The organism is Enterobacter sp. KBR-315C3_2022 (genome assembly GCF_041399425.1).
Classification (GTDB): Bacteria; Pseudomonadota; Gammaproteobacteria; order Enterobacterales; family Enterobacteriaceae; genus Enterobacter.
Window position 1 is genome coordinate 223205 of the sequence record NZ_JBGKEB010000006.1, and the last position, 13845, is coordinate 237049.

Below are 13845 nucleotides of genomic sequence, written 5' to 3' on the forward strand. Positions count from 1 at the left end.
TAAAAGTGACCGAAAAAAGCGGGAGTGACTTCCGTAAGCGCAAGAATAATGGTAAGCGCCAGCGAATGCACCTGCTTTATCAAGGGATGACGACGACCTGGATAAAAAGAAAGCGTTTGTAAATTCCGACCCAATCCCTTCGTATCCCAACCTATAGAATAGAAATGCTCCATAAGGGGGCGAAATTTCGTTATTTGCGCTGTTGAATCGCTTCAGATTGCAAAAACCTTCGTTTCACTAAGGTTAAATCTGCCTCTTTGTGAGTAATCAACTCATTTGTGCAAAGTTACATTTCTGAAACGTTATTTCTGTAAGGTTGTTAAAAAGTGCAGGCTTTACTGATTTCAATCAAAACCAATATGGACAGAAGGTGAATACTTTGTTACTTTAGCGATACGAACATGAAATTGGTAAGACCAATTGACTCCGGGCAAAAAGGCGTAAGACAGGGAATATGGCCTACAGCAAAATTCGCCAACCAAAACTATCTGATGTGATTGAGCAGCAGCTGGAGTTTTTAATCCTCGAGGGGACACTGCGCCCGGGCGAGAAACTCCCGCCAGAACGCGAACTGGCAAAACAGTTCGACGTTTCCCGTCCCTCTCTGCGTGAGGCGATTCAACGTCTCGAAGCAAAGGGCTTGCTCCTTCGTCGTCAGGGCGGCGGAACCTTTGTGCAAAACAGCCTGTGGCAGAGCTTCAGCGACCCGCTGGTAGAACTTCTCTCTGACCACCCAGAATCCCAGTTTGATCTGCTTGAGACCCGTCACGCGCTGGAAGGTATCGCGGCCTATTACGCCGCCCTTCGCAGCAATGATGAAGATCGCGTGCGTATCCGCGAGCTGCATCAGGCCATTGAACGGGCACAGCAGTCCGGCGACTTAGACGCCGAGTCCAGCGCCGTTGTCCAGTATCAAATTGCCGTCACCGAAGCGGCGCACAACGTGGTGCTCCTCCATCTGCTACGCTGCATGGAGCCTATGCTGGCCCAGAACGTTCGTCAGAATTTTGAATTGTTGTATGCCCGTCGGGACATGCTCCCGCTGGTCAGCAACCATCGCACCCGAATCTTCGAGGCGATAATGGCCGGGGAACCGGAGCAGGCGCGCGAAGCGTCGCACCGCCATCTGGCTTTCATTGAGGAAATCTTGCTGGACCGCAGCCGTGAACAATCACGCCGTGAGCGTTCGCTTCGCCGCATACAGCAACGAAAGGATTAAGCGCCGACATTTTAGAGCGCGGCAACTAAACGCAGAACCTGTCTTATTGTATTTTCTGGCGAAAATACAATGGGACAGGTTCCAGACAAATCAACGTATTAGATAGATAAGGAATACCCCCATGTCAGAACGTCTCCAAAATGACGTGGATCCGATCGAAACTCGCGACTGGCTACAGGCGATCGAATCGGTCATCCGTGAAGAAGGTGTTGAGCGCGCTCAGTATCTGATTGATCAGCTGCTTTCAGAAGCCCGCAAAGGCGGTGTGAAGGTTGCTGCAGGTGCAGGGGCTAGCAACTACGTAAACACGATTGCCGTTGAAGACGAACCGGAATACCCGGGCAATCTGGATCTGGAACGCCGCATTCGTTCTGCTATTCGCTGGAACGCCATCATGACCGTTCTGCGCGCGTCCAAGAAAGACCTCGAGCTGGGCGGCCACATGGCGTCCTTCCAGTCTTCTGCGACCGTATACGAAGTGTGCTTCAACCACTTCTTCCGCGCGGCTAACGAGAAAGACGGCGGCGACCTGGTGTACTTCCAGGGCCACATCTCTCCGGGCATCTATGCACGTGCCTTCCTGGAAGGGCGTCTGACCGAAGAGCAGATGAACAACTTCCGTCAGGAAGTTCACGGTAAAGGTCTGTCTTCTTACCCGCACCCTAAACTGATGCCTGAATTCTGGCAGTTCCCGACCGTATCAATGGGTCTGGGCCCAATCGGTGCGATCTATCAGGCTAAATTCCTGAAGTATCTGGAACACCGCGGTCTGAAAGACACCTCCGAGCAGACCGTTTACGCCTTCCTGGGCGACGGCGAAATGGATGAGCCAGAATCTAAAGGTGCGATCACCATCGCAACCCGTGAGAAGCTGGACAACCTGTGCTTCATCATCAACTGTAACCTGCAGCGTCTGGATGGTCCGGTAACCGGCAACGGCAAGATCATCAACGAGCTGGAAGGCATCTTCTCCGGTGCTGGCTGGAACGTGATTAAAGTCATGTGGGGCGGTCGTTGGGATGAGCTGCTGCGTAAAGACACCAGCGGTAAGCTGATCCAGCTGATGAACGAAACCGTTGACGGCGACTACCAGACCTTCAAATCCAAAGACGGTGCCTACGTTCGCGAGCACTTCTTTGGCAAATATCCTGAAACTGCAGCCCTGGTGGCAGACTGGACTGACGAGCAGATCTGGGCCCTGAACCGCGGTGGTCACGATCCGAAGAAAGTCTACGCTGCACTGAAAAAAGCGCAGGAAACCAAAGGTAAAGCGACCGTTATCCTGGCCCACACCATCAAAGGTTACGGCATGGGCGATACCGCTGAAGGTAAAAACATCGCTCACCAGGTGAAGAAAATGAACATGGACGGCGTGCGCTATATCCGCGACCGTTTCAACGTTCCAGTGACCGATGAGCAGGTAGAAAACCTGTCTTACATCACCTTCCCGGAAGGGTCTGAAGAGCACAAGTACCTGCACGAACGTCGTCAGGCGCTGAAAGGCTACCTGCCGGCTCGCCAGCCTAACTTCACCGAGAAGCTGGAACTGCCTGCGCTGGAAGACTTCTCCCAGCTGCTGGAAGAGCAGAACAAAGAGATCTCTACCACTATCGCTTTCGTGCGTGCCCTGAACGTGATGCTGAAGAACAAGTCGATCAAAGATCGCCTGGTGCCAATCATCGCCGACGAAGCGCGTACCTTCGGTATGGAAGGTCTGTTCCGTCAGATCGGTATCTACAGCCCGAACGGCCAGCAGTACACCCCGCAGGACCGTGAGCAGGTTGCATACTACAAAGAAGACGAGAAAGGCCAGATCCTGCAGGAAGGTATCAACGAGCTGGGTGCAGGCGCGTCCTGGCTGGCTGCTGCGACCTCTTACAGCACCAACAACCTGCCGATGATCCCGTTCTACATCTACTACTCCATGTTCGGGTTCCAGCGTATCGGCGACCTGTGCTGGCAGGCAGGCGACCAGCAGGCTCGCGGCTTCCTGGTAGGCGGTACGTCCGGTCGTACGACCCTGAACGGTGAAGGTCTGCAGCACGAAGATGGCCACAGCCACATTCAGTCTCTGACTATTCCTAACTGTATCTCTTACGATCCGTCTTACGCGTACGAAGTGGCCGTTATCATGCACGACGGTCTGACCCGTATGTACGGTGAAGCGCAAGAGAACGTGTACTACTACATCACCACGCTGAACGAAAACTACCACATGCCGGCTATGCCAGCAGGTGCTGAGGAAGGTATCCGTAAAGGTATCTACAAACTCGAAACCCTCGAAGGTAGCAAAGGTAAAGTTCAGCTGCTGGGCTCCGGTTCTATCCTGCGTCACGTGCGTGAAGCGGCTCAGATCCTGGCGAAAGACTACGGCGTGGGCTCTGACGTGTACAGCGTAACCTCCTTCACCGAACTGGCGCGTGATGGCCAGGACTGCGAGCGCTGGAACATGCTGCACCCAATGGAAACTCCGCGCGTTCCGTACATCGCTCAGGTGATGAACGATGCACCGGCGGTGGCGTCTACTGACTATATGAAACTGTTCGCTGAGCAGGTTCGTACTTACGTTCCAGCGGATGATTATCGCGTACTGGGCACCGACGGCTTCGGTCGTTCTGACAGCCGCGAAAATCTGCGTCACCACTTCGAAGTAGATGCTTCTTACGTGGTTGTAGCAGCACTGGGCGAACTTGCTAAACGTGGCGAAATCGACAAGAAAGTGGTGGCGGAAGCAATCACCAAATTCAACATCGATGCAGATAAAGTTAACCCGCGTCTGGCGTAAGAGGTAAAAGAATAATGGCTATCGAAATCAATGTACCGGACATCGGGGCTGATGAAGTTGAAATCACCGAGATCCTGGTCAAACCAGGCGACAAGGTTGAAGCTGAACAGTCGCTGATCACCGTAGAAGGCGATAAAGCCTCTATGGAAGTTCCGTCTCCACAGGCTGGCATCGTTAAGGAGATCAAAGTCTCCGTTGGCGATAAAACCGAGACCGGCAAACTGATCATGATTTTCGATTCCGCCGACGGTGCAGCTGATGCTGCACCTGCTAAGGCAGAAGAGAAGAAAGACGCCGCTCCGGCCGCCGCTGCTCCAGCAGCTGCCGCGGCAGCGAAAGAAGTGAACGTGCCTGACATCGGCGGTGACGAAGTTGAAGTCACTGAAATCCTGGTGAAAGTGGGCGATACCGTAGCTGCCGAGCAGTCGCTGATCACCGTAGAGGGCGATAAAGCCTCTATGGAAGTGCCAGCGCCGTTCGCGGGTACCGTTAAAGAGATCAAGATCAACACCGGCGACAAAGTCTCTACCGGCTCTCTGATCATGGTCTTCGAAGTAGCGGGTGCTGCACCTGCTGCTGCGCCAGCGCAGGCCGCAGCTCCGGCTCCGGCTGCTGCACCAGCAGCGGCTGGCGGCGCGAAAGACGTTAACGTACCGGACATCGGCGGTGACGAAGTTGAAGTGACCGAAGTGATGGTGAAAGTGGGCGACAAAGTTGCCGCTGAACAGTCGCTGATCACCGTTGAAGGCGACAAGGCTTCTATGGAAGTCCCTGCGCCGTTCGCCGGTACCGTTAAAGAGATCAAAATCAACACCGGCGACAAAGTGTCTACCGGCTCCCTGATCATGGTCTTCGAAGTGGAAGGCGCTGCGCCTGCTGCGGCTCCGGCTGCTGCTGCCGCTCCGGCACCTGCTGCTGCACCGGCTCAGGCTGCGAAACCTGCTGCGGCACCTGCTGCGAAAACAGAAAAATCTGAGTTCGCTGAAAATGACGCTTACGTCCACGCGACTCCGCTGATTCGCCGCCTGGCGCGCGAATTCGGTGTGAACCTGGCGAAAGTGAAGGGCACCGGCCGTAAGGGTCGTATCCTGCGCGAAGACGTTCAGACCTACGTGAAAGACGCGGTGAAGCGCGCCGAAGCTGCACCTGCTGCAGCCGCCGGTGGCGGTATCCCGGGCATGCTGCCATGGCCGAAAGTGGACTTCAGCAAGTTCGGCGAAATCGAAGAAGTCGAGCTGGGCCGCATCCAGAAAATCTCTGGCGCGAACCTGAGCCGTAACTGGGTGATGATCCCGCACGTTACGCACTTCGACAAAACCGACATCACCGATCTGGAAGCGTTCCGCAAGCAGCAGAACGCCGAAGCCGAGAAGCGCAAGCTGGACGTGAAGTTCACCCCAGTGGTCTTCATCATGAAGGCGGTTGCTGCGGCGCTGGAACAGATGCCACGCTTCAACAGCTCCCTGTCCGAAGACGGCCAGAAGCTGACGCTGAAGAAATACATCAACATCGGCGTTGCGGTTGATACGCCAAATGGTCTGGTTGTTCCGGTCTTCAAGGACGTGAACAAGAAGAGCATTACCGAGCTGTCCCGCGAGCTGACCACCATCTCCAAAAAAGCGCGCGATGGTAAGCTGACTGCCGGCGAAATGCAGGGCGGCTGCTTCACTATCTCCAGCATCGGCGGCCTGGGTACCACCCACTTCGCGCCGATTGTTAACGCGCCGGAAGTGGCTATCCTCGGTGTCTCCAAGTCGGCGATGGAGCCGGTATGGAACGGCAAAGAGTTCGTGCCGCGTCTGATGATGCCAATCTCTCTGTCCTTCGACCACCGCGTGATCGACGGTGCTGATGGTGCGCGCTTCATCACCATCATCAACAACACCCTGAGCGACATTCGCCGCCTGGTGATGTAATCGAAAAGCCGGCCAATCGGCCGGCTTTTTTCTGGTAATCTCATGATGTCCGTGAGGTTATTGGCGAAAGCAAAAATTCATGAACCGTTTGTTGTTTCAAAATTGTTAACAATTTTGTAAAATACGGGCGGATAGAACGACCCGGTGGACGACGGGTATACATTAAGAGGTCATGATGAGCACAGAAATCAAAACTCAGGTCGTAGTACTTGGGGCAGGCCCGGCAGGTTATTCCGCAGCATTCCGCGCGGCGGATTTAGGTCTGGAAACCGTCATCGTAGAACGTTACAGCACCCTCGGCGGTGTTTGTCTGAACGTCGGCTGTATCCCTTCTAAAGCGCTGCTGCACGTCGCGAAAGTTATCGAAGAAGCCAAAGCGCTGGCCGAGCACGGCATCGTCTTCGGCGAGCCGAAAACCGATATCGACAAAATTCGTACCTGGAAAGAGAAAGTCATCACTCAGCTGACCGGCGGTCTGGCCGGTATGGCGAAAGGCCGTAAGGTCAAAGTGGTTAACGGTCTGGGTAAATTTACCGGCGCGAACACCCTTGAAGTGGAAGGCGAAAACGGCAAAACCGTGATCAACTTCGACAACGCGATTATCGCCGCGGGCTCTCGCCCAATCGAACTGCCGTTTATTCCGCATGAAGATCCGCGCGTGTGGGATTCCACCGATGCGCTGGAGCTGAAAACCGTACCAAAACGCCTGCTGGTGATGGGCGGCGGTATCATCGGTCTGGAAATGGGCACCGTATACCATGCGCTGGGTTCAGAGATCGACGTGGTTGAAATGTTCGACCAGGTTATCCCGGCTGCAGACAAAGACATCGTTAAAGTCTTCACCAAGCGCATCAGCAAGAAATTCAACCTGATGCTGGAAACCAAAGTGACTGCCGTTGAAGCGAAAGAAGACGGTATTTACGTTTCCATGGAAGGCAAGAAAGCCCCTGCAGAAGCGCAGCGTTACGACGCGGTGCTGGTGGCGATCGGCCGCGTGCCGAACGGTAAAAATCTGGATGCAGGCGCGGCGGGCGTGGAAGTGGACGACCGTGGCTTCATCCGCGTTGACAAGCAGCTGCGCACCAACGTGCCGCACATCTTTGCTATCGGCGATATCGTCGGTCAGCCAATGCTGGCGCACAAAGGCGTTCACGAAGGTCACGTTGCCGCTGAAGTTATCGCCGGCATGAAGCACTACTTCGATCCGAAAGTGATCCCATCCATCGCCTACACCGAGCCAGAAGTTGCCTGGGTGGGTCTGACCGAGAAAGAAGCGAAAGAGAAAGGCATCAGCTTTGAGACGGCCACCTTCCCGTGGGCGGCTTCTGGCCGTGCTATCGCTTCCGACTGCGCGGATGGCGTCACCAAGCTGATCTTCGACAAAGAGACTCACCGCGTGATCGGTGGTGCGATTGTCGGCACCAACGGCGGCGAGCTGCTGGGTGAAATCGGCCTGGCGATCGAAATGGGCTGCGACGCTGAAGACATCGCGCTGACCATCCACGCGCACCCGACTCTGCACGAGTCCGTGGGTCTGGCGGCGGAAGTGTTTGAAGGCAGCATCACCGACCTGCCAAACGCAAAAGCGAAGAAGAAATAAGTTTCTTCCCGCCTGATGATAACGCCTCTTCGGAGGCGTTTTTTTTGCCTGTAAACTACCTGATTTGGTCGCTATATCCTTGATATTTTCCTAAAAATCCGCTCACCGCTGCCGATAACATTTTCTTACATTGTTGGTTGATCGGCTCATCGCTATGATGCGCCGGATTATTATTACCAGGCAAAGGAAAACATATGTCTTTTAAGAAAGTAGCGGTAGTTGGCTTAGTGGCAGCGGCGATGACGCTGGCCGGTTGTGGTGCAATGACGACCGCGGTGAAGAAACGTAATCTGGAAGTTAAAACCCAGATGAGCGAAACCGTCTGGCTGGAGCCTTCCAGCGAAAAAACGGTCTACATTCAGGTTAAAAATACCTCTGATAAAGACATGAGCAACCTGCAGGCACAGCTGGCGAACGAGCTGACGGCGAAGGGCTATAAGGTGACCAGCTCTCCCGACAGCGCCTACTACTGGGTGCAGGCGAACGTGCTGAAAGCGGACAAAATGGACCTGCGCGAAGCACAGGGCTTCCTGAAAACCGGCTATGAAGGTGCCGCCGTGGGCGCCGCGCTGGGCGCAGGCATCACTGCCTATAACAGCAACTCTTCCGGTGCGGCGCTCGGCGTGGGCCTGGCGGCTGGCCTGATCGGCATGGCGGCGGATGCGATGGTAGAAGATGTGAACTACACCATGGTCACCGACCTGCAGATTTCCGAGCGCAGCAAGGCGAAGGTCACCACCGACAACATCGCGGCCCTGCGCCAGGGCACGTCTGGCGTGAAGCTGCAGACCAGCAGCGAGCAGGGCGATCGCGCGAAGTATCAGACCCGCGTGGTGTCGAACGCCAACAAGGTGAACCTGAAGTTTGAAGAGGCGAAGCCGGTGCTTGAAGCGCAGCTGGCGAAGTCGGTCGCGAATATTCTGTAAAAAATAGCCGGGCAGGGAGGATCCTTGCCCGGCCTGCGTTTTTCTCGCGTTACGGCGCGACGGGCTGCCAGGGGGCATCAGTGCTGTACGTGGCTAACGCCTGTGCTTTTTGCGCGCTATCGCTGCCCAAATTCGCCTGGTAAACCCGGTCATCCTGATTGACCGCAAAGCTCATCACCCCCGTCTGACCGTAGCCGATCGGCCAGGCGACCATCGCAAAGCCGTGCTTATCGGGCAGGATCTTGAATCGATAGCCGTGATAGCCTGCGCCCGGCTCTGGCGGGCTAAATGCAGGCCCCAGCGGACTGGGCGCTTCGCCGGGCGATGTGGGCCAGTAAAGGCCATCTTTTTTCCCCTCCGAGCTGACGATTTTCGCCGCGTAGGTCTGGTTGAGGGCGAAATAACTTTGCTGGGCGTCCACGTAGGCATGCAGCGCCTCGATGGCTGCAAGCTCGTTGCGCCCGATCTCGCGCGTCAAAATTTCATCCGCAGCCTGCTGCATATCAAACTGCCAGCCGTTTGACGTCTTCACGACGGGGATCGGCAGCTGCCAGGCGTTCTCGCCCACAATCAGGTGCGCCGTGTCGCCGCTTACAACCGTGGTGTGTTTCACCTTCCAGTCGCGCAGGAACCGGGCGACGGCTTCGGGGTCAACGCCTTCCGGTGGAAGCACGCTGCGCCAGTTTTCACCAAGCAGATTGCTCATCGCACCTTCGTTTTGTTCGCTGATGGCCTGAGTCAGGGCATCGGTGGCCTGGTCAGGGCTGCTGAACTGCTGCTGCGCCACGGCGACGGTGGATGCCATGAGTAGCGCCACACCGCTGAGTAAAGTCATCTTCATGTTAGCTCTCTTAACGATGGCGAATGTCATGAGGTAAAGGCCGCGCGGCCGGTAACGGATGCTGCGACATATGCGTAGCGAGCTGTCGGCTTTGCAGGCCGCGCTGCTGCTGGGCCCGCCAGCTGGCCGCGCGGCTTTCGTTCCCGCTGAGGGCATTGGCCCTGAATGTCTGGTGCTGTAGCGGGGAGGGCTGATGGGCTGGCTGCGCGCGCGTGGCGCCGGAGAGCGCATGCGGTTTCGCACCGTCGTAGCCGCGGAAGTTATTTCGCTGCGAAATCTGCTTCAGCTGCTGCCCGGATGCCGGGTGCGGTAAATTTCTGGCGGTCGGATGCTGGAGCTGCGAGAGCGATTTGCCCGTCGACTTCTGCACCTGCGCCATCGCCGCCTGCCGCTGATTATCGCGGCTGACGGGTTGTTGCCGCGTGGCGCTCAGCCCGGTTGGCGTATTCGTCGGATGAAACTGGCTGGCGACCCTGCCGTTGGCGTAAGGCACGCCGTTGCGATAGGCGGGGTTATGCTGCCAGACCATGTTGTTGTCCGTGCGGTGCTCGCCGGTGATCTTGTTGAAATTGTTCACATTGATGTTGATGTTATCGCCGTTATGGGAATACCCGCCGTGATGGTAGTCATCATCATGGTGGTGGTCATCGTCGTGATGGTGGTGATCGTCGTCGTCCCAGTCGATATTGCTGAACAGCGCATAGGTGGTGGCGACCCCCAGGCTATAGCCGAAGCCTTTTACGAAGCTGTTGGTGAACTGCTCCCCGGGAGAAGGGGGCAGATAGACCGGCGGATAGCTGGCGTTAGGCCATGCCCCGTAGACCGCGGTCGGATTATAGGTCGGCACGTACACAACCTGCGGGTCGGCGGGTTCGATTTTTATAATCGTCTGGCTGGCCGGGGCCGCCGCTTCGGTCGTTGAGCTCTGGTCGGGCGCTGATTTTTTCTCCACGCTCACCGTCTGCTGTGGCGACGATTTAAGCGCGCCGGTCTGCTGCGCCAGCGCGCGCAGCCGCTGTACGGAGTCCATCACGTCTTTTGGCTGGGCAAGAAACGCGTTGCCCAGGTTTTGCACCCATTCCGGGTTGCCGCCCAGCAGCGACATCAGCTGCGGGAAAGCGACCAGCGATTTCACGCTGGCATCCCACGGCTGGCTGGAGACGGCCTGGATCGCCGCATCGCCCTGCAGCTTAGGATTGTCCTGCGACCACTGCGCGGCCTGAATCACGTTCGACGGATAGGTTGAAGCCATCAGGATTTGCGACAGCAGCGCGTCCGGGTAGAGCGCAATCGGCGCCGTCCACTGATCGAGCTGCGCCGCCGTGTAGGTTGAAGCGATAACCGGCGCAGGCGGGGCGGCCGCTGGGACAGGCTGCTGCTGAGCAACCGGCGTGGGCGTTTCGGTGGCGCGGCTCTTAACGAACATCACGCCCGAAGCGGCAAAGAGTCCGGTGCTGCACAGGAGAACGAGCAGGTGTGGCTTAAAAGGCAACTTCATAGAATGGCTCCAACGAGACCCGTACCGTGCCGTGAGGCGTTTTTATTGCCGCGAGTATCATTCACCCGTCATTTACAGTTTTAGCTTTTGTTGGGAATTTACCCGATGCGTCCGGATAAAGAGTGTGTGCATTTATTACACAATGATGTCGCCTGGCGAGGCGCTGCATGCAGATGGGTTGACTGGTTTTATAGCGGCAAATTACCTTCTCTTCGCGCTATACCATCCTTAACGATTCAGCAAATTATTTAATGTTGCTTTTTTGTAAACAGATTAACACTGTGCAGAAATCCTGCTATGCTGCCCGACGCGGTATCGGGCATTTACCCTACAAACTGCTGTCTCACAGGAGCGTGAAGAGAACGCCGGCCGCATATGACAATGAGAGCGAGGAGAACCGTCGTGCTAGAAGAATACCGTAAGCACGTAGCAGAACGTGCCGCCGAGGGAATTGTACCCAAACCTTTAGATGCAACCCAAATGGCCGCGCTCGTCGAGCTGCTGAAGAACCCGCCTAAGGGCGAAGAAGAATTCCTGTTAGATCTGCTGATCAACCGCGTACCGCCTGGCGTAGATGAAGCTGCCTACGTTAAAGCCGGATTCCTTGCCGCCGTTGCCAAAGGCGAAGCAACCTCCCCGCTGGTCACTCCTGAAAAAGCGATTGAACTGCTCGGCACCATGCAGGGCGGCTACAACATTCACCCGCTGATTGACGCACTGGATAACGAAAAGCTGGCGCCGATTGCCGCCAAAGCGCTCTCTTCTACGCTGCTGATGTTCGATAACTTCTACGATGTGGAAGAAAAAGCCAAAGCGGGCAACGTCTACGCGAAGCAGGTGATGCAGTCCTGGGCTGACGCCGAATGGTTCCTGAACCGTCCTCAGCTTGCTGAAAAAATCACCGTCACCGTGTTTAAAGTCACCGGTGAAACCAACACCGATGACCTCTCTCCGGCACCAGACGCGTGGTCCCGCCCGGATATCCCACTGCACGCGCTGGCGATGCTGAAAAACGCCCGCGAAGGCATCGAGCCGGATCAGCCGGGCGTGGTCGGCCCTATCAGGCAGATCGAAGCGTTGCAGCAAAAAGGCTTCCCGCTGGCCTACGTGGGTGACGTTGTGGGTACCGGCTCTTCCCGTAAGTCCGCGACCAACTCCGTCCTGTGGTTCATGGGCGACGATATTCCGCACGTGCCGAACAAGCGCGGCGGCGGCCTGTGCCTCGGCGGCAAAATTGCACCGATCTTCTTTAACACCATGGAAGACGCGGGCGCGCTGCCGATTGAAGTGGACGTGAGCAACATGAACATGGGCGACGTGATTGACGTTTACCCGTTCAAAGGCGAAGTGCGTAACCACGAAACCAACGAGCTGCTGGCCAGCTTCGAGCTGAAAACCGACGTGCTGATCGACGAAGTGCGCGCCGGTGGCCGTATCCCTCTGATCATCGGCCGCGGCCTGACCACCAAGGCGCGTGAAGCGCTGGGCCTGCCGCACTCTGACGTATTCCGTCAGGCGAAGGACGTGGCGGAAAGCAGCCGCGGCTACTCACTGGCACAGAAAATGGTCGGTCGCGCCTGCGGCGTTGCGGGCGTTCGTCCTGGCGCGTACTGCGAGCCGAAGATGACCTCCGTAGGCTCTCAGGACACCACCGGCCCAATGACCCGCGACGAGCTGAAAGACCTGGCGTGCCTGGGCTTCTCGTCCGACCTGGTGATGCAGTCCTTCTGCCACACCGCGGCGTATCCGAAGCCGGTTGACGTGACCACGCACCACACGCTGCCAGACTTCATCATGAACCGCGGCGGCGTCTCCCTGCGTCCTGGCGACGGCGTGATCCACTCCTGGCTGAACCGCATGCTGCTCCCGGATACCGTGGGCACCGGCGGCGACTCCCATACCCGTTTCCCAATCGGGATCTCCTTCCCGGCGGGCTCCGGTCTGGTGGCGTTTGCCGCCGCGACCGGCGTAATGCCGCTGGATATGCCGGAATCTGTTCTGGTGCGCTTTAAAGGTAAAATGCAGCCGGGCATCACCCTGCGCGACCTGGTTCACGCTATCCCGCTGTACGCCATCAAGCAGGGCCTGCTGACCGTTGAGAAGAAAGGGAAGAAAAACATCTTCTCTGGCCGCATTCTGGAAATTGAAGGTCTGCCGGATCTGAAGGTAGAGCAGGCGTTCGAGCTGACCGATGCTTCCGCCGAGCGTTCCGCCGCGGGCTGTACCATCAAGCTGAACCAGGCGCCGATCGAAGAGTATCTGACCTCCAACATCGTGCTGCTGAAGTGGATGATTGCCGAAGGCTACGGCGACCGCCGTACGCTGGAGCGCCGCGTGCAGGGCATGGAAAAATGGCTGGCGGATCCGCAGCTGCTGGAAGCCGACGCTGACGCAGAGTACGCGGCGGTGATCGACATCGATCTGGCGGACATCAAAGAGCCAATCCTGTGTGCGCCGAACGATCCGGACGACGCGCGTCCGCTGTCCGCCGTGCAGGGTGAAAAAATCGACGAAGTGTTTATCGGTTCCTGCATGACCAACATCGGCCACTTCCGCGCGGCCGGCAAGCTGCTGGATACCCACAAAGGCCAGCTGCCAACCCGCCTGTGGGTGGCGCCGCCAACCCGTATGGACGCGGCGCAGCTGACCGAAGAGGGCTACTACAGCGTGTTTGGCAAGAGCGGTGCGCGTATCGAAATCCCTGGCTGTTCCCTGTGCATGGGCAACCAGGCGCGCGTGGCCGACGGCGCGACGGTGGTGTCCACCTCTACCCGTAACTTCCCGAACCGCTTAGGGACCGGTGCGAACGTCTTCCTGGCCTCTGCGGAGCTGGCGGCGGTTGCGGCGCTGATTGGCAAGCTGCCAACGCCGGAAGAGTACCAGACCTTTGTCGCGCAGGTGGACAAGACGGCGGTGGATACCTATCGCTATCTGAACTTCGACCAGCTCTCTCAGTACACCGAGAAGGCTGACGGGGTGATCTTCCAGACCGCAGTATAAACAGCAACCCCTCACCCCCAACCCCTCTCCCCAACGGGGCGAGGGGGGTTATATTCCCTC

General features: G+C 57.0%; 8 protein-coding genes. 6 read left to right on the forward strand and 2 right to left on the reverse strand.

All coding sequences use genetic code 11. The features are described 5' to 3' along the window. Positions 1-454 precede the first annotated feature (454 nt). From pdhR to traT, 5 genes are all read left to right on the forward strand, one after another. Positions 455-1219 carry a pyruvate dehydrogenase complex transcriptional repressor PdhR gene (gene pdhR, locus AB8804_RS09160; protein WP_112011145.1) on the forward strand — a complete coding sequence of 255 codons (765 nt, stop codon included), beginning with the start codon at positions 455-457 and terminating at the stop codon, positions 1217-1219. Between the two features lie 121 nt (positions 1220-1340). Then, positions 1341-4004 (forward strand): pyruvate dehydrogenase (acetyl-transferring), homodimeric type, encoded by a 2664-nt coding sequence (aceE, locus tag AB8804_RS09165; protein WP_371185188.1) that lies wholly within the window; start codon positions 1341-1343, stop codon positions 4002-4004. A gap of 14 nt (positions 4005-4018) precedes the next feature. After that, entirely contained in the window at positions 4019-5920 is a 1902-nt protein-coding gene (aceF, locus tag AB8804_RS09170) for a pyruvate dehydrogenase complex dihydrolipoyllysine-residue acetyltransferase (protein WP_371185190.1), read from the forward strand. A 175-nt stretch (positions 5921-6095) separates the two neighbouring features. Next, complete coding sequence (lpdA, locus tag AB8804_RS09175; RefSeq protein WP_371185214.1) at positions 6096-7520, forward strand: dihydrolipoyl dehydrogenase; 1425 nt, start codon at positions 6096-6098, stop codon at positions 7518-7520. A 194-nt stretch (positions 7521-7714) separates the two neighbouring features. Continuing rightward, positions 7715-8446, forward strand: coding sequence for a conjugal transfer complement resistance protein TraT (traT, locus tag AB8804_RS09180; RefSeq protein ID WP_371185192.1), 732 nt, complete (start codon positions 7715-7717; stop codon positions 8444-8446). 49 nt (positions 8447-8495) lie between these two features. On the opposite strand, the gene AB8804_RS09185 is transcribed toward traT, so the two are convergent. Then, positions 8496-9287: a DUF2950 family protein gene (locus AB8804_RS09185; protein WP_371185194.1), complete on the reverse strand. Its 792-nt coding sequence runs from the start codon at positions 9285-9287 to the stop codon at positions 8496-8498. Positions 9288-9297: 10 nt separating this feature from the next. Then, complete coding sequence (locus tag AB8804_RS09190; RefSeq protein ID WP_371185196.1) at positions 9298-10785, reverse strand: DUF3300 domain-containing protein; 1488 nt, start codon at positions 10783-10785, stop codon at positions 9298-9300. A 402-nt stretch (positions 10786-11187) separates the two neighbouring features. On the opposite strand from AB8804_RS09190, the gene acnB reads away from it, so the two are divergent. After that, positions 11188-13785: a bifunctional aconitate hydratase 2/2-methylisocitrate dehydratase gene (gene acnB / locus AB8804_RS09195; RefSeq protein WP_371185198.1), complete on the forward strand. Its 2598-nt coding sequence runs from the start codon at positions 11188-11190 to the stop codon at positions 13783-13785. Positions 13786-13845 lie beyond the last annotated feature (60 nt).